Raw genomic sequence first — 17,561 nt, 5'->3', positions numbered from 1 at the left:
ATTTAACAAAATAATTTCTGAGGCCTTTGACGATAATCCTTCAATAGCTTCATTGCTTTTAAATAATGAATTTGAATTTGATGATAAAAATTTAAATATAATAATTGAGAATCAGTTTACTCATAAATTGTTATTAAGTAAAAGGGTGGATCATTATTTAAGTAATTATATTAAAAGGTTTTATAATTTAGCTATAAACATAAATTTTAAACTTAAAGAAATTAATTTAGAAGAATATAACAATAAAAAAGCTGAGGAAGAAAAAGAACTAATCGTTACGTTCTTAAATGAAAAAAGTATTGAAAAAGAAGAAGCGAGTGAAAATGATTCAAAAAATATAAATAATAATTTAGACAAGGAAAATAGTAACATAATTATGGGTAAACAAATAAACCAAGATGTAGTAAAAATAATTTCTATAAATGAAACATCAGAACTTGTTGCTATTAGTGGAGAGATATTTAATATTGACTCTAAAGAAACTAAAACAGGTAAAATAATTCTCACAATTTATGTTACAGACTATACATCTTCAATTGCAGTTAAATTATTTGCAAACAATAAAAAAGCTGATGAAATAAAAAACAAAATAAGCAATGGCATGTTTATAAAAGTATTTGGCGAAGTTTCTAATGATCCTTTTTAAAGGAATTGGTTATTATAGCAAAATCAATAGAAAAATTAGACGTGCCTAAACGTATGGATAATGCTCTTGTAAAGAGGGTTGAGCTACATCTTCATACTCAAATGAGTGCAATGGATGGAGTAGCATCTGCAAAATCTTTAATTAAAAGAGCTAAGGAGTGGGGACATAAAGCCATTGCTATAACTGACCATGGGGTTGTTCAGGCTTTCCCAGAAGCAATGGATGCAGCTTCTGATACAGGAGTTAAGGTAATATACGGGGTTGAAGGATATTTGGTTAATGATGGTGAACCGCTAATATTAAGACCAGGTAAACAAGAACTTAATACTACTTTCGTAGTTTTTGATATAGAAACAACAGGATTTAATCCAATAAGGGATGAAATAATAGAAATAGGTGCAGTAAAAGTAAAGGATTTTAAAATTATTGATAGGTTTTCAGCTCTTATAAACCCTCAAAAAATAATTTCTAATGAGATTATTAAATTAACGGGTATTACAAATGAAATGCTCATAGACAAACCTAAAATCGATGTAGTTTTACCTAAGTTTCTTGAATTCATTGGTGATGCTCCGGTTGTAGCCCATAACGCAAAGTTTGATACAGGTTTTATCCGAGAAAAATCAAAAACTTAAACCTTAATTTTGAAAATACGATCATTGATACATTGACCTTATCAAGATGGTTGCTACCCGATTTAAAAAACATAAATTAAATGTTGTTGCAGAACATTTAGGGGTTACCTTAGAAAATCATCATAGAGCCGTCGATGATGCAGAAGCCACTGCAAATATATTTATAAAATTTTTAAATATGTTAAAAGAAAAAGGAGCAAATACAATAGAAGACATAAATAAATTATATATTTCAAGTTTTGACTATAAAAAGGCGGATTCCTATCATATAACAATACTTGCTAAAAATTATATAGGTTTAAAAAATTTATATAAAATTATATCTTATTCTCATTTGGAGTTTTTTCACAAAAGGCCAAGAATTCTAAAAAGCCTTTTAGAAAGCATGAGGGATGGACTTATCATAGGAAGTGCCTGTGAGTCAGGAGAGGTTTTTCAAGCACTTTTAAATGGTGCAAATGAACAGGAATTAGAAAAAATTGTAAAATTTTATGACTATCTCGAGATTCAACCAAGACAAAACAATTATTTTTTAATTGAAAATGGCAAAATTGAAACTGAGGAGGATTTATTGGAATTAAATAAAAAGATTGTTAAACTTGGTGAAGAATACGGCAAACTGGTAGTGGCAACTGGAGATGTTCATTTTCTTGATCCTCAGGATGAATACTTTAGAAGGATACTGATGTATGGGCAAGGTTATAACGATGCTGATAATCAGGCACCTTTATATTTTAAAACTACTGAAGAGATGCTGGAAGAATTCAGTTATTTAGGAGAAGAAAAAGCTTATGAAGTTGTAGTAAAAAATACGAATAAAATCGCAGATGAAGTGGAGGTTATAAAACCTATACCAGAAGAAACATTCCCACCTAAAATAGACGGGGCAGAGGAAGAAATTAGAAGAATGACATTGAATAAAGCCCACTTAATATACGGTGAAAATCTTCCAGATGTTGTTCAAAAGCGATTAGATAAGGAATTAAATTCAATAATAAATAATGGCTATGCTGTAATGTATTTGATCGCACATAAATTGGTTAAAAAGTCCCTTGATGATGGATACCTTGTTGGTTCAAGAGGTTCTGTTGGCTCATCCTTTGTTGCCACTATGTGCGATATAACAGAAGTTAATCCTTTACCTCCACATTATGTATGTCCTAATTGCAAGCATTCTGAGTTTTTCCTTGATGGAAGCATTGGTTCTGGTGCTGACCTGCCTGATAAAAAATGTCCAAAATGTGGTTATGATTATAATAAAGACGGGCATGATATACCATTTGAGGTTTTTGGGTTTTGAAGGAGATAAGGAACCAGATATAGATTTAAACTTTTCAGGGGAATATCAGCCTGTTGCCCATAAATATACTGAAGAGCTTTTTGGTAAAGGTCATGTTTTTAGAGCAGGAACGATTGGAACTATTGCTGAAAAAACGGCATATGGTTTTGTAAAAAATTATCTTGAGGAACATAATTTAAGGGTATCCCAAGCAGAAATAGAAAGGCTTGTTAAAGGCTGCACAGGGGTTAAAAGAACCACAGGACAACATCCGGGAGGGGTTATGGTTGTTCCAAGGGATAAGGAGATTTTTGAATTTACACCAATTCAAAAACCTGCAGATGACGTAGATTCTGATGTAATAACTACACATTTTGATTATCATTCTATTAGTGGTAGATTGTTAAAACTTGATATACTTGGACATGATGATCCAACGGTTTTAAGAATGCTTCAGGATTTAACGGGGATAGATCCAAGGAAAATACCCCTTGGTGACCCAAACGTATTAAAACTTTTTACATCAACTGAACCTTTGGGCATTAAACCTGAAGATTTAAACTGTGATGTTGGAACTTTAGGTTTACCTGAATTTGGAACGAAGTTTGTTAGGCAAATGCTTATCGATACGCAGCCTAAAACATTCGCAGAACTTGTAAGAATTTCAGGATTATCACATGGAACAGACGTTTGGCTAAATAATGCTCAGGATATAATAAGAAATGGATATGCAACATTAAAGGAAGTTATATCAACAAGAGACGATATAATGCTTTATTTAATCTATAAGGGACTTAATCCAAAACTAGCATTTAATATTATGGAAAGAGTAAGAAAGGGTAAGGGTCTAAAAGAAGAAGATATAGAAGAAATGAAAAAACACGATGTTCCACAGTGGTATATTGATTCCTGTAATAAAATAAAATATATGTTTCCTAAGGGACACGCTGTAGCATATGTTATGATGGCTGTTAGAATTGCATATTTTAAAGTATATTATCCTGAAGCTTTTTACGCAACATATTTTACTGTTAGGGCTGATGATTTTGATGCTGAATTAATAGTGAAGGGAGAAAAGGCGATAAGAAATAAGATTAAAGAAATAGAAAATTTAGGAAACAATGCAACTCAAAAGGATAAAGGACTTTTAACAGCCTTAGAGATAGCCCTTGAAATGTATTTAAGAGGATTTAAATTTATTCCAGTTGATCTTTACAAATCAGATTCTGTAAAGTTTTTAATTACAAAAGAAGGGATATTGCCGCCATTTAAAGCACTACAAGGTGTGGGTGAAGCTGCAGCAAGATCTATTGTAGAAGCAAGACAGGAAGGACCTTTTCTGTCAAAGGAAGATTTGAGATTAAGAAGCAAAGTATCTAAAACAGTAATTGAGATACTTGAAAAGCATGGATGCCTAAAAGATTTGCCTGAAACTAACCAATTATCTATGTTTTAACTTGCAAAGTATTTATTGTAATGTTATAATTGAATTTAGATGTTAATGAATTTGTAGGCAAAGAGTGGGAAATTCCCACTCTTTGTGTTTATGTATATCTTGAACTGCTTTAACAAAAACTACTAAAAAGAAAGGTGGTTTTTATGAATGTTAAAAAGATAATCGAAATAGTTACAAATATTGCTAGGCCGATAGTAGAAAAATTTAATTTAGAATTAGTTGATGTAGATTTTGTTAAAGAAAATAATGAATGGTTTTTGAGGGTTTTTATAGACAAGGAAGGTGGAATAACAATTGATGATTGCACAAATGTAAGCAGAATTTTAAGTGACAAATTGGATGAAGTTGATCCAATTAGTGTTAGCTATTATTTAGAAGTATCCTCACCAGGTATAAATAGACCTTTGAAAAAGGAAGAAGATTTTATAAGATTTAAGGGTAGAAAAATCAAATTGAAATTATTTAAGGAGATTGATGACAAAAAATAATAAAAGGTATATTGCTAGGGATTAAAGAAAACAAAGTAATAGTCAATTTGAAAGATAAAGAAATAGAAATTGATTTTAACAATATATCAAGTGCTAATCTAGATGAATAAGGAGGGGTAAACTTGAATACGGTGGAACTTATTGAAGCGTTAAATGAAATTGCAAAGGAAAAAGGAATTGACAAGGATTATATTTTTACAGCTCTAGAATCTGCTTTGGTTTCTGCCTATAAGAAAAACTATGGAACTGCCCAAAACGTTAAGGTGGTTATAAATAGAGAAAATGGAGACATTCACGTTTATGCTCAAAAAAAGGTTGTTGATGATGTAAAAAACAGCCTTCTTGAAATCAGTTTAGAAGATGCAAAAACATTAACCCTATATATAAATTAGATGACATTGTTGATATAGAAGTAACTCCAAAGGATTTTGGAAGAGTCGCAGCTCAAACAGCTAAACAAAGCGTTATACAAAAATTAAGGAAGCAGAAAGGGAGATACTTTATAAAGAATTTGTTGAAAAGGAAAACGATTTAATCACAGGAATGGTCCAAAGAAAGGAAAAAACAAAGGAAGGAAATAAATATAATGTTATAGTTGAGATAGGAAGATGGGAAACAGTTTTGCCACCTTCTGAACAGATGCCAAATGATGCTTACAATCAGGGTGACAGATTGAAATTTTACATAACTGAAGTAAGAAAAACAGGTAAAGGGCCGGATGTTGTTATTTCAAGAACTCACCCAGGGCTTGTAAAAGGTTATTTGAATTGGAAGTTCCAGAGATATTCAATGGAGTTGTAGAAATTAAAAGTATAGCTAGGGAGGCAGGTTCAAGAACAAAAATTGCAGTTCATTCAAGGGATGAAAACGTGGATCCTACAGGGGCTTGCGTTGGTCCTAAAGGAATTAGAGTTCAAAATGTTGTAAATGAATTAAATGGAGAAAAAATCGATATAGTAAAATGGAGTAAGGATCCAGCAGAGTTTATTGCCAATGCCTTAAGTCCTGCTAAGGTAATAAGTGTTGAAGTCAACGAAGATGATAGAAGTGCAAAGGTAATTGTTCCAGACTATCAATTATCTTTAGCGATAGGTAAAGAAGGACAAAATGCAAGATTAGCTGCTAAGCTTACTGGATGGAAGATCGATATTAAGAGTGAATCCCAGGCTAAAATTGATTAGATAGGGAGTGATTAAATGAAGGTTAAAAAATCCCTATGAGAATGTGCCTAGGATGTCAAGAAATGAAACCTAAGAAGGAATTAATAAGAGTTGTTAGAAGTCCTGAAGGAGATATAAGCATAGATATGACGGGTAAGAAGGCAGGAAGAGGGGCATATATTTGTAAAGATATTAACTGCTTAGAAAAGGCTATCAAAGCAAAACGGTTTGAGAAGGCGTTAGAGGTTAAAATCTCCGAAGAAATATATCAAAAGCTGCGGGAGGAACTAAAAAATGAAGGATAATCTTTATTCCTTTATTGGCCTTATGCAGAAGGCTGGAAAACTTTCTTCGGGAGATGATGCAGTAGAAATAGAAATAAAAAAGAAAAAGGCTATGTTAGTTATAATCGCTGAGGATGCAAGTGAAAATACTAAAAAAAATTTATAAATATGTGTGAATACAGAAATATTCCGTATGTCATTTTTGGAGAAAAAGATGGTTTAGGTTATGCAATAGGTAAATCATCACGATCAGTAATCGCTATAAAGGATAAAAATTTTGCACAAGGATTTTTAAAGAAGATTGATAACCAGAATAATGGGGGTGAAGCTTTTGTCAATAATTAGAGTTTATGAATTAGCAAAACAGCTTAATATGACTAGCAAAGAGGTTATAGAGTTACTGAAAAAGAGTTTGATATAGAAGTTAAAAATCATTTAAGTTCTATAGAGGGTGAAGAAGCTAAAATAATAATGGAATATGTTGAGGAAATAAAAAATAAGGGTAGCAAGAATGAAGACACAAATCAGAATAAAGAAAAAATGAAGAAAAAATATTGCAAAACATGAAGATGACAAATTTGATGATCTAGATGTTGACGATGATTTTAAGAAAAACGAAAAGATAAGAAAGAAAGTTAGAAATGAGAAAATTAAAAGGCATTTAGGAAAAGAAAACAAAAAGCAAGAAGAACAAATAGAAGATATTGGAATAGTGACAATTCCAGAAAGTGTAAGGGTAAGTGAGTTTGCTGAGAGGATTAAAAAACCAGCAACAGAAATACTTAAAAATTAATTTTAATGGGTGTATTCGTAACTATAAATCAAGAAATCAGTTTTGAGGTAGCTGAAAAAATTGCAGAACAATACAATATTTTATTAGAAAAGGAAGTTAAACAGGAAAGGGAAGAAGTTTTAATTAACGATTTTGAAGATAAAGAAGAGGATTTGATGCCAAGACCTCCAGTAGTTACAGTTATGGGACATGTTGACCATGGAAAGACATCTCTTCTTGATGCTATAAGACACTCAAAGGTAGTAGAAACAGAAGCAGGTGGAATTACTCAACATATTGGTGCTTATACCGTAGATATAAATGATAAGAAGATAGTATTTTTGGATACTCCAGGTCACGAAGCTTTTACTGCAATGAGGGCAAGAGGTGCTCAAGTCACAGATATTGCAATATTAGTTGTTGCTGCTGATGATGGTGTAATGCCCCAAACTATTGAAGCTATTAATCATGCTAAGGCAGCTAATGTTCCAATTATCGTAGCAATTAATAAGATTGATAAAAGTTCAGCAAATCCAGATAGAGTAAAACAGGAATTAACAGAATATGGATTGATAGCTGAAGAATGGGGTGGAGATACGATTTGTGTTCCTGTATCTGCAAAGACTAAACAAGGAATTGATACATTATTGGAAATGATACTTTTAGTTGCTGAAATGCAGGAATTAAAGGCTAATCCAAACAGACCTGCTAAAGGAACAATAATAGAAGCAAAATTAGATAAAGGAAGAGGACCTGTTGCTACAGTAATTGTTCAAAAGGGAACATTAAAGGTTGGAGATAGTATCATTGCAGGAACAACATATGGAAAGGTTAGGGCTCTTATAGATGATAAAGGAAGAAAGGTAAAATCTGCAGGTCCATCTATCCCAGTTGAAATTTTAGGCCTTGCAGAAGTTCCAAATGCAGGAGATATACTTTATGCTGTTTCTGATGAAAAAACTGCAAGACAAATTTCTGAAATGAGAAAGGAAAAAGAAAGACAACAATATTTTGCCTCCAGCAGCAAAATTACATTGCAAGATCTCTTTAGTCAGATTCAGGAAGGAAAGGTTAAAGAATTAAATATAATTGTTAAGGCTGATGTTCAAGGTTCTGTTGAAGCTCTAAAACAAGCATTAGAGAAATTAACTAATGATGAGGTTAAGGTGAGGGTAATACATGGTGGTGTTGGAGCAATCACAGAGTCTGACATTACATTAGCATCAGCTTCAAATGCGATAATAATTGGATTTAATGTAAGGCCTAATAATATGGCGATGCAACTTGCTGAAAGGGAAAAGGTTGAAGTTAAAACTTATAGAATTATTTATGAAGCTATTGATGATATACAGGCTGCAATGAAGGGTATGCTTGAACCTGAATACAAAGAAGTAATAACAGCTAGACTTTCCGTAAGACAAACATTTAAGGCATCAAATATTGGAACAATCGCTGGATGCTATGTAGAGGATGGAAAGGTGAATAGAAATAATAGCATAAGAGTAATAAGAAATGGTGTTGTAATATATGAAGGCAAGATAGCCTCACTAAAGAGATTTAAAGATGATGTTAGAGAAGTTGCTGCTGGATATGAATGTGGTTTAACGATTGAAAGATTCAACGACATTAAAGAAGGCGATATTTTAGAAACATACACAATAGAAGAAGTAAAAAGAGCTTAAGAGGTGTTGCAAATGGCAGTTGAAAGAACTTCACGATTATCAGAGGAGATAAAACGAATAGTAGGAGATATCATTCAAAATGAATTGAAGGATCCCAGGATCCCAATGTTAACTTCGATTACCGACGTTGAAGTAACAAAGGATTTAAGATATGCAAAGGTCTATGTAAGTGTTTTTGGTTCTGAGGACGAGAAATTAAAATGTCTTGAAGGTTTAAAAAATGCAGCAGGTTTTATAAGGAAAGAAGTTGGAAGAAAAATTAAAGCAAGATATACGCCTGAGATATTATTTGAGTTGGATCGTTCAATAGAATATGGTATGCATATAACTAAGATGCTTCAGGAGATGAAAAATAATGATTCTGAATAAAATAGGAGATATAATAAAACGAAATAAAAGTTTTGCAGTTGTATCTCATATTATTCCCGATGGTGATGCAATAGGATCGACTTTGGGGTTATATAATTTTCTTTCTGAGATTGGAAAGGATGTTGATGTCTTTAATCCAGACAAATTGCCTTCAAAGTTCAATTTTTACCAGGTTTTTTGATGTTAAAGATACATTAGTTAAAAGACACTATGACTGTATTTTTGTTCTCGATTGCAGTGATAAAGATAGGTTAGGACCCCTAGTAGAATTATTAAATATGGCAGATGTAGTCATTAATATAGATCATCATATATCAAACGATTTATTTGCTGATATTAATTATGTTGATACTAATGCAGGAGCCGTTGGTGAAATTATATACAATTTAATTCGAATTAATGGTTTTGAGATTTCGCACAATACTGCAATGTGCCTTTATACTTCAATAGTAACTGATACAGGAGGCTTTAAATATAGCAATACTACTTCAATGACATTAAACATTGCAGGTGATCTCATTAATACAGGAATAGATTTTCCAGAAATCAATAGAATACTTTTTGACTCCTTAACAGCTCAACAGGTAAAATTATTATCTAGGGTAACCTCAACCCTTGAACTTTATAATAACAATTCAATTGCGATGCTGCATGTGACAAAAGATATGATGGAGGAATGTGGTGCTAATGAGAACGATGCCTCAGAAATGGTAAATTATGCAAGGGATATAGATACCGTTGAGGTGGGAGTTTTTATTAAGGAAGTTGAAAAAGGAAAATTTAGAGTAAGTTTGAGATCAAAAACAAGATTGATGTCAGGATTATTGCTGAAAAATTCAATGGTGGAGGTCATATAAGGGCAGCCGGGTGCACAGTATACGGAGATTTGGATGAAGTTAAGAATAAGGTATTAAATGAAATTATAAACCATTGGATGTGATACGGTGGATGGAGTAATTAATATACTAAAGCCTCCTGGTATGACTTCCCACGACGTTGTTGATTATTTAAGAAGAATTATTAAAATTAAAAGAATTGGTCATACAGGGACGTTAGATCCAGGAGCTGCAGGGGTATTACCTGTTTGTATTGGAAAAGCAACTAAAATAGTTGAGTTTTTAACAAGGGATACAAAGGAATATATATGTGAGTTGACTTTAGGAAATGCTACTGACACCTATGATAAATACGGCAATTTTCTTTACGAAGATATTGATTGTAGTTTTATAAACTTTAATGATCTAAACAAAGCTATCAAGAAATTTATTGGAGAAATTGAACAAAAACCACCAAAGTTTTCAGCTATAAAAATTAACGGCAAAAGGGCATATGATCTTGCGAGGGAAGGACTAGACTTTGATATTCCATCAAGGAAAGTTACAATATACAATATTGAGGTATTAAGCTTTAATTCTCCTAAGGCACTTTTAAAAGTTGAATGTTCAAAGGGAACCTATATAAGATCCTTATGTAACGATATAGGAGAAGAGCTTAAGGTTAAAGGGTATATGAGCTTTCTTTTAAGAACTAGAACGGGTAAATTTAATATAAAAAATGCAGTCCCTTTAGATATAATAAACAAGGATAATTATCATAAATATGTAAATAAAATGGAGGATGCATTAGAATTACCAAGATATGATGTAGGTTTAGATTATAAAAAAATGATTTTAAACGGTAACAAAATTAAAATAAAAGATGACTTGGCAAGTCAATTAGTTAAAATATACTGTCAAAGTGAGTTTTTAGGAATCGGTAAGATTGAAGACAAAACTTTAAAAATAGAAAAACTATTAATTTAAGGTGTTGACATATGATTATCTTTGAGGGTAAATATAATGAGATATTTATTAATAGAAAAACAGTTATTGCTTTGGGAACTTTTGATGGTATACATTTTGGACACAGAAAAATAATTGAAGGTGCCGTAAAAGAAGCTAAGACAAATAATTTAAATAGTGCTGTTTTAACTTTTAAAAAACCTGTTTTTTCTTATTTTAATAAAAATGCAACTAATTATCTGATTAATCCAATAGATATAAAAACTGAAATCATAAGTAGCTTTGGTGTTGATTACCTAATATATGTTGATTTGGAGGATGGATTTATTAATTTACCTCCGGAACAGTTTTTGGAATATCTTAAACATAATTTAAACGCAGAAATTATAGTTTGTGGTTATAATTATACCTTTGGGAAAAATGCCCAGGGTGATATAGAATACTTAAAGGAAAATTCTGAAAAATATAATATTAATGTTATAGTTTTTGAAGAAATTTTAATGGAGAACCTAAGGGTTTCAAGTAGCTTAATTAGAGAATGTTTATTGTCGGGAGATGTTGAACTTGCAAATAAATTATTAGGATATAATTACTATTTAAAGGGAAGAGTTATTAGGGGTAAGAGCCTTGCATCAAGACTTGGATTTGCAACGGCAAATATTATTGTCGATAGGAATCTTTGTTTAAAAAATGGTGTTTACATAACACTTACCCATTATGAAGGCAATAGTTATCCTTCTATAACCAATATAGGATATAATCCAACCTTTGGACAAAAACAAAGGGTATGTGAGACACATATATTGAAGTTTGAAAAAAACATATACGATAAAATTATAAAAATAGAATTCATGAAATATTTGAGGGAAGAAAGAAAATTTAATAGTATTTTTGATTTGCAGTCAAGGATAAAAAAGATATTAAGCTAGCGGAAAATTATTTCAAGATATAATATTTACAACTCTTATGATATCTGCTAAAATATAGTTTGTAACCTGTGCTGGGATTAACGTAGCTCCGGCGTATTCTCAGCATGAGGCGATTATAAATTTATGGAGGTGTAATAAATGGATAAGGCAAGAAAGCAAGAGCTTATAGCTAAGTTTCAAAGACATGAAGGAGATACAGGATCTCCAGAAGTTCAAATTGCGTTATTAACAGAAAGAATTAATCATCTAACAGAGCATTTAAAGGTTCACAAGAAGGATCATCATTCAAGAAGAGGCCTTTTAAAGATGGTAGGTCAAAGAAGAGGACTTTTAAACTACCTTATGGAAAATGATATCGAAAGATACAGAAAAATTATTGAAGAATTAGGAATAAGAAAGTAATAGAGCGGATTTACCGCTCTATTATTTTAAATACTTTTTTACTAAATTATAGTTTAAAAATGAAATAAATAGTAAAAATAAAATTAGAGAGAAATGAAGGGAGGTAAAATAATGCATCATGTTTTTGAAAAAGAAGTTGCGGGAAGGACATTTAAAGCGGATATAGGAAAGTATGCCCTACTTTCTAATGGAGCTGTTTTGCTAAGCTATGGGGATACAGTTATATTAGCAACTGCAAATGCTTCCCCAGAACCTAAAGAAGGAATTGATTTTTTCCCGCTAAGTGTAGATTATGAAGAAAGACTTTATGCTATAGGTAAAATTCCAGGAGGTTTTATAAAAAGGGAAGGTAAGCCTACTGAAAAGGCTATATTATCTGCAAGAGCAATTGACAGACCAATAAGGCCTTTATTCCCCAAGGGATATAGAAATGATGTTCAAATTATTTGCACAGTTTTGTCGGTAGACCCTGATAATCCACCAGAAATAGTTGCTATGAATGCTGCATCTTTAGCTCTGTGCATATCTGATATACCCTTTGAAGGCCCGGTATCTTCGGTTTTAATTGGAAGGGTTGATGGAAAACTTATTGTAAATCCAACGGCTGAAGAAAGGGAGAAAAGCGATTTACACTTAATCGTTTCAGCAACTAAAGAAAGGGTTATGATGATCGAAGCTGGAGCAAAGGAAGTAACTGAAGAGGATATGTTTGAAGCAATAATGTTTGGATTTAAGGCTTGCCAAGAAATAAATGATTTCCAAGCAGAAATAGCTGAAAAAATAGGCAAAGAAAAAGTTATTCCTGAACTTTATAAAGTTCCAGATGAAATTGAAAATGCTGTAAGGGAATATGCAACAGATAAATTGTGGGAAGCGATGCAACATACCGATAGAGTAGAAAGACAAGACCATGTTGACAAAGTTAAAGAAGAGGTGTTTGAACATTTTGCAGAAATTTTCCCAGAATGTGAAAAGGATATTGACGATGTAATGTATAGAATAATGAAGGAACATGTTCGTAAGATGATATTGGAGGAAAAAGAAGACCTGACGGAAGAAGCTTTGAAGAAATAAGACCTCTATATTGTGATGTAGGCATTTTACCAAGAACGCATGGTTCAGGATTATTCCAAAGAGGGCAAACACAAGTTTTAACTGTTGCAACATTAGGTGCATTAGGAGATGTGCAAATACTTGATGGCCTTGGCGATGAGGAGTTTAAAAGATACATGCATCATTATAATTTCCCACCATATTCAACAGGCGAAGTGAAATTCTTAAGGGGGCCTGGACGAAGGGAAATAGGACATGGTGCCTTAGCAGAAAGAGCTCTTGAACCAGTTATCCCAAGCGAAGAAGAATTCCCATATACAATTAGATTGGTGTCAGAAGTTTTAAGTTCAAATGGGTCAACTTCTCAAGCTAGCGTATGCGGAAGCACTTTAGCCTTAATGGATGCTGGAGTTCCTATTAAAAGACCAGTTGCTGGAATTGCAATGGGCCTTGTAACAAGTGAGGATTTATCTCAGGCGGAGATTTTGACAGATATTCAAGGGATAGAAGATTTCTTTGGAGATATGGATTTTAAGGTTGCAGGAACAGAGAAGGGGATAACAGCTATACAAGTTGATACAAAGATTAAGGGATTACCTGAAGAAATAATTAAAAAGCTATTTATCAAGCAAGAAAAGCAAGACTAGAGATTTTAAAAGTGATGCTTGAAAGGATTCCACAGCCAAGAAAAGAATTATCCAAATATGCTCCAAGAATAATTAGCATGGTTATTGATCCTGAGAAAATAAGGGATGTGATAGGACCTGGTGGAAAAACTATAAACAAAATTATAGCAGAAACAGGAGTTAAAATCGATATAGAAGAGGATGGTCGTTTATACATAAGCTGCCCAGATCCAGAAAAGGGCAAAATCGCTCAAAAGATGATCGAAGGAATAACAAGAGATGTAGAAGTTGGTGAAGTTTATCTTGGTAGAGTTAACAGAATAACTCCATTTGGTGCCTTTGTAGAAATATTACCAGGAAAAGAAGGACTTTGTCATATTTCTAAGTTAGCACATGAAAGAGTAAATAAAGTTGAAGATGTAGTAAATGTAGGAGATGAAATTTTAGTAAAGGTAACTGAAATAGATAATTTAGGTAGGATAAACCTATCAAGAAAGGATGCTATTCCCAAACCAGAAGAACAAAATAATTCTAATCAATAAAAGGGCTTTTAATAAGCCTTTTTTAATTCATAAACCTTATTCCTTGACTAAACTAAAATTATAGTTTAAATTTATAATGATTGAAAAAATATTTGACAGGAGAGAAACAGATATGTTAAAAAAGCTTACTTTGAAAAATGGATTAAGAATAGTTTACGAGAAAATACCTTATGTAAACTCAATTACTATTGGAATTTGGGTAGGTAGCGGTTCAAGATTAGAAGAAACGTATAATAATGGGGTATCACATTTTATTGAGCATATGATGTTTAAAGGAACATTAAATAGGACGTCACAACAGATAGCAGAAGAAATTGAAGAGTTAGGTGGACAAATTAATGCATTTACAGGCAAAGAAGCTACATGCTATTATGTTAAATTGTTGGATGAACATTATGCAACAGGTATAAACGTATTAAGTGATATGCTTCTTAACCCTAAATTTGCAGTTGATGATATCGAAAAGGAAAAGGGAGTAATCATTGAAGAAATAAATATGTATGAAGATTCGCCAGAAGATCTTGTTTTCGATTTGCTCTCAATTGCTACTTGGAAGGAAGATACTTTAGCTTTACCAATATTAGGATACGAAACTACTATTAAAAATTTAAACAGAGATATGATTGTAGATTATTATAGTAAGACTTATGTTCCATCTAATATTGTAATTTCTTTAGCCGGAAACTTTGATGAGGAAAAAATTATAGAATTAATAAAGGATCGATTTGAGAACTGGAATCCACCTAAAAATGTTCAAATAGAATATTCTTCACCATTAATCAATAAAGGAATGGCTATAAAAAATAAAGATATAGAACAAGTGCATGTTGCAGTTACTCTGAATGGCATTGAACTTGGAAATGATAAGTTATATACATTGTTGGCTATAAATAATTATTTTGGTGGTGGAACAAGTTCTAGACTATTCCAAAAATTAAGGGAAGATTTTGGATTTGTTTATTCTATCTATTCTTATACCTCGGCATATAAAAATAAGGGAATGTTTAATATTCAATTTGCTTTAAATAAAGCGTATTTGGAAAAATCAATGCATCTTATTACAGAAGAGATAGTAAATTTATTAAAGAATAAGATGAATGACACACAAATATCAAAGGCCAAGGAACAATTAAAGGGTAGCTACATTTTAGGATTAGAGAGCGTTTCAAGTAGAATGTTTGGCATAGGTAAATCTGAGCTTATGTTAAATAAGGTTTATGAACCTAAGGAAATTTTAAAGAAAATAGATTCAATAACACGACAAGAATTTGATGAAGTGATTGAACATGTATTTAAAGAAGGTTTTATGGCTGTGGCTATGGTTGGTAAGGATATAAAAGAAGAAAAAATTAAAAAAATTATAGGTGATTGTAATGAGACTATTTATAAAGCGATTAGATGATGCAAAGGATCTTCCTTTGCCAAAGTATATGACAAAGGGATCTGTGGGATTGGATTTATATGCTAATGTTAAGGAGGATACAATTATCCTTCCAAATGAAATCAGATTAATACCGACAGGAATATCTATATCATTGCCTGATGGCTACGAAGCACAGATTAGGCCAAGAAGTGGGCTTGCTTTAAAGCATGGAATTTCACTTGTTAATACACCTGGAACGATAGATAGTGATTATAGGGGGAAATAAATTTAATTTTAATAAATTTTGGGAAAGAACCATTTACTGTAAGGCGTGGAGATCGAATAGCTCAAATGGTTATAAATAAAGTTGAAATTCCTGAAGTTATTGAAGTAGAAGAATTAGATAGCACAGAAAGAGGAGAAGGTGGTTTTGGATCGACAGGTCTATAAACCATCTTTTTTAATATAATGTTTTAAGGAGGTGAAATGGTATGGGAATAAGATTAAGTGATATTCTAGATCTTGAAATTGTTAATATCTATAATGGCTATAAATACGGATATATTGGTGATAGTGAATTGGTTTTTAATAAAAAAACAGGAGAAATAGTTAATGTATTAGTAGAAGATGATAAAGGCAGATTATTATTTTTTAAAGGGAGGGATTTTATCGAAATTCCTTGGAATACTAAAATAAAGATAGGAGAAAAAACATTGATAATCGATTATAAAGAATAATTTTATTTTTTATCACACTTCCCCAAAAAAGATGTATAATATATTATGGATTTATGTTAGTAGCCACAGGATTAAGGGGGAATATTCATGAAAATAGTCGTTCAAAAATTTGGTGGAACTTCGGTAGCAACCCAACAGAGGAGAGAAATGGTTGCAGATAGGATTATAGATGCAATTGATAGGGGATATAAGCCAGTCGTTGTTGTTTCTGCAATTGGAAGAAAAGGCGATCCTTATGCAACAGATACCCTTTTATCATTGATTAACAATGGAAATTGCAGTATAAGCAAAAGAGAGGTAGACCTTCTTTTATGTTGCGGTGAGATAATTTCAGCTGTAGTTATGGCTGAAACATTAGAAAAGAGGGGCTATAATGTAACAGTTTTGACAGGTGGTCAGGCTGGAATTATTACAAATAATGATTTTGGAAATGCAGAAGTTTTAAAAGTAGAAACGAAAAAAATAATGGACTTGCTTTATTCAGGCGCTATTCCTATTGTTACAGGCTTTCAAGGTATGACACAGGAGGGGGATTTTACTACCCTTGGTAGAGGTGGAAGTGATGTTACAGGTGCTATTTTAGGAGAAGCTCTTAAGGCGGAGTTTATCGAAATATATACGGATGTCGATGGTATTATGACTGCTGATCCAAGGATAGTTCCTGATGCTAAGGTGATCAATAGAATTAGTTATAACGAAGTTTTTCAGTTTGCAGATCAGGGAGCAAAGGTAATACACCCTAAAGCAGTTGAGTATGCAATGAGGGGAAATATTCCTTTATATATTAAAAATACATTATCAAATGCTCCAGGAACGATAATTACTTCCTCGAGGGAAAGTAGAAATAAAATAATAACAGGAATAACCCATATGTCAAATAGATCACAGGTTAGTGTCCATTTTAATGAAGATGATAGCAATGAAATATTCGATATTCTTGCTGATAATAAAATAAGCATTGATTTAATAAACGTATTTCCTAAATACAAAGTATTTACTGTAGATACAAAAGATATCTATAAGGTAGAAGAAATATTAAAAGAGTTAAAGCTAGAATATAATATTATAAATAATTGTAGTAAAATAGCTGTTATAGGTAACGGCATGAAGGGTGTCCCTGGTGTTATGGCTAAAATATTAAAAACATTAAATGAAAATGGAATTAAAGTTTTGCAAACAGCGGATTCTCATTCTACCATCTGGTGTCTAGTCAAAGATGAGGATACGATTAAAGCTATAAATCTTTTACACAAAGCCTTTGAACTATAAAAAATGTTTAAAGCCTTGCAAAGTGCAAGGCTTTTTGTATTATTATTTTACTTATTGGTTAAACTATTATTGAAAAAGTGAGGTGATG

General features: G+C 32.0%; 12 protein-coding genes and 6 pseudogenes. All 18 read left to right on the top strand.

Annotated elements, in window-relative coordinates; translation table 11 throughout:
- Positions 1–10: 10 nt before the first annotated feature.
- Positions 11–4,016: pseudogene (locus tag PWK10_RS06285) on the top strand (PolC-type DNA polymerase III).
- A gap of 143 nt (positions 4,017–4,159) precedes the next feature.
- Positions 4,160–4,614 (top strand): annotated as a pseudogene (rimP, locus tag PWK10_RS06280) (ribosome maturation factor RimP).
- Positions 4,615–4,626: 12 nt separating this feature from the next.
- Positions 4,627–5,685, top strand: a pseudogene (gene nusA / locus PWK10_RS06275) (transcription termination factor NusA).
- A 35-nt stretch (positions 5,686–5,720) separates the two neighbouring features.
- Positions 5,721–5,969 carry an RNase P modulator RnpM gene (gene rnpM / locus PWK10_RS06270; protein WP_274767722.1) on the top strand — a complete coding sequence of 83 codons (249 nt, stop codon included), beginning with the start codon at positions 5,721–5,723 and terminating at the stop codon, positions 5,967–5,969.
- Positions 5,959–6,114 (top strand): L7Ae/L30e/S12e/Gadd45 family ribosomal protein, encoded by a 156-nt coding sequence (locus PWK10_RS18425; protein WP_342455632.1) that lies wholly within the window; start codon positions 5,959–5,961, stop codon positions 6,112–6,114. The genes rnpM and PWK10_RS18425 overlap by 11 nt, the downstream gene beginning before the upstream one ends.
- A gap of 165 nt (positions 6,115–6,279) precedes the next feature.
- Positions 6,280–8,402, top strand: a pseudogene (infB, locus tag PWK10_RS06260) (translation initiation factor IF-2).
- 12 nt (positions 8,403–8,414) lie between these two features.
- Complete coding sequence (gene rbfA, locus PWK10_RS06255; RefSeq protein ID WP_008908800.1) at positions 8,415–8,771, top strand: 30S ribosome-binding factor RbfA; 357 nt, start codon at positions 8,415–8,417, stop codon at positions 8,769–8,771.
- The gene (locus PWK10_RS06250; RefSeq protein ID WP_274768390.1) at positions 8,758–8,952 is read left to right on the top strand and encodes a DHH family phosphoesterase; all 195 of its coding nucleotides are present in this window, start codon (positions 8,758–8,760) and stop codon (positions 8,950–8,952) included. The genes rbfA and PWK10_RS06250 overlap by 14 nt, the downstream gene beginning before the upstream one ends.
- Entirely contained in the window at positions 8,891–9,628 is a 738-nt protein-coding gene (locus PWK10_RS06245; protein ID WP_342455631.1) for a DHH family phosphoesterase, read from the top strand. The genes PWK10_RS06250 and PWK10_RS06245 overlap by 62 nt, the downstream gene beginning before the upstream one ends.
- On the top strand, positions 9,568–9,711 hold the full coding sequence (locus tag PWK10_RS19545) for a DHH family phosphoesterase (RefSeq protein WP_446715344.1): 144 nt from the start codon (positions 9,568–9,570) through the stop codon (positions 9,709–9,711). Before PWK10_RS06245 ends, PWK10_RS19545 begins: the two co-directional genes overlap by 61 nt.
- A gap of 4 nt (positions 9,712–9,715) precedes the next feature.
- A complete protein-coding gene (gene truB, locus PWK10_RS06240) occupies positions 9,716–10,573 on the top strand; it encodes a tRNA pseudouridine(55) synthase TruB (protein WP_274767720.1) in 858 nt (285 codons plus the stop codon).
- A gap of 11 nt (positions 10,574–10,584) precedes the next feature.
- The gene (locus PWK10_RS06235; protein WP_274767719.1) at positions 10,585–11,481 is read left to right on the top strand and encodes a bifunctional riboflavin kinase/FAD synthetase; all 897 of its coding nucleotides are present in this window, start codon (positions 10,585–10,587) and stop codon (positions 11,479–11,481) included.
- Between the two features lie 138 nt (positions 11,482–11,619).
- A complete protein-coding gene (rpsO, locus tag PWK10_RS06230) occupies positions 11,620–11,883 on the top strand; it encodes a 30S ribosomal protein S15 (protein ID WP_008908804.1) in 264 nt (87 codons plus the stop codon).
- A gap of 111 nt (positions 11,884–11,994) precedes the next feature.
- Positions 11,995–14,104, top strand: a pseudogene (locus tag PWK10_RS06225) (polyribonucleotide nucleotidyltransferase).
- A gap of 112 nt (positions 14,105–14,216) precedes the next feature.
- Positions 14,217–15,506, top strand: coding sequence for a M16 family metallopeptidase (locus PWK10_RS06220; protein ID WP_274767718.1), 1,290 nt, complete (start codon positions 14,217–14,219; stop codon positions 15,504–15,506).
- Positions 15,478–15,917 (top strand): annotated as a pseudogene (dut, locus tag PWK10_RS06215) (dUTP diphosphatase). Before PWK10_RS06220 ends, dut begins: the two are co-directional and overlap by 29 nt.
- Before the next feature lie 41 nt (positions 15,918–15,958).
- Positions 15,959–16,204 (top strand): YlmC/YmxH family sporulation protein, encoded by a 246-nt coding sequence (locus PWK10_RS06210; protein WP_274767717.1) that lies wholly within the window; start codon positions 15,959–15,961, stop codon positions 16,202–16,204.
- Positions 16,205–16,291: 87 nt separating this feature from the next.
- Positions 16,292–17,473 carry an aspartate kinase gene (gene dapG, locus PWK10_RS06205; RefSeq protein WP_274767716.1) on the top strand — a complete coding sequence of 394 codons (1,182 nt, stop codon included), beginning with the start codon at positions 16,292–16,294 and terminating at the stop codon, positions 17,471–17,473.
- Positions 17,474–17,561: the final 88 nt, after the last annotated feature.

Source organism: Caloramator sp. Dgby_cultured_2, assembly GCF_028872215.1.
Taxonomy (GTDB): domain Bacteria; phylum Bacillota; class Clostridia; order Clostridiales; family Caloramatoraceae; genus Caloramator; species Caloramator australicus.
The sequence above is the reverse complement of the archived record's forward strand: the minus strand, read 5'-3'. Positions and strand labels throughout refer to the sequence as shown.

What these genes read in the sequence shown, in the direction of transcription:
- rnpM (WP_274767722.1), top strand. Translation starts at nt 5,721, where the DNA reads ATGAGAATGTGCCTAGGATGTCAAGAAATGAAACCTAAGAAGGAATTA.
- PWK10_RS18425 (WP_342455632.1), top strand. Translation starts at nt 5,959, where the DNA reads ATGAAGGATAATCTTTATTCCTTTATTGGCCTTATGCAGAAGGCTGGA.
- rbfA (WP_008908800.1), top strand. Translation starts at nt 8,415, where the DNA reads ATGGCAGTTGAAAGAACTTCACGATTATCAGAGGAGATAAAACGAATA.
- PWK10_RS06250 (WP_274768390.1), top strand. Translation starts at nt 8,758, where the DNA reads ATGATTCTGAATAAAATAGGAGATATAATAAAACGAAATAAAAGTTTT.
- PWK10_RS06245 (WP_342455631.1), top strand. Translation starts at nt 8,891, where the DNA reads ATGTTGATGTCTTTAATCCAGACAAATTGCCTTCAAAGTTCAATTTTT.
- PWK10_RS06235 (WP_274767719.1), top strand. Translation starts at nt 10,585, where the DNA reads ATGATTATCTTTGAGGGTAAATATAATGAGATATTTATTAATAGAAAA.
- rpsO (WP_008908804.1), top strand. Translation starts at nt 11,620, where the DNA reads ATGGATAAGGCAAGAAAGCAAGAGCTTATAGCTAAGTTTCAAAGACAT.
- PWK10_RS06220 (WP_274767718.1), top strand. Translation starts at nt 14,217, where the DNA reads ATGTTAAAAAAGCTTACTTTGAAAAATGGATTAAGAATAGTTTACGAG.
- PWK10_RS06210 (WP_274767717.1), top strand. Translation starts at nt 15,959, where the DNA reads ATGGGAATAAGATTAAGTGATATTCTAGATCTTGAAATTGTTAATATC.
- dapG (WP_274767716.1), top strand. Translation starts at nt 16,292, where the DNA reads ATGAAAATAGTCGTTCAAAAATTTGGTGGAACTTCGGTAGCAACCCAA.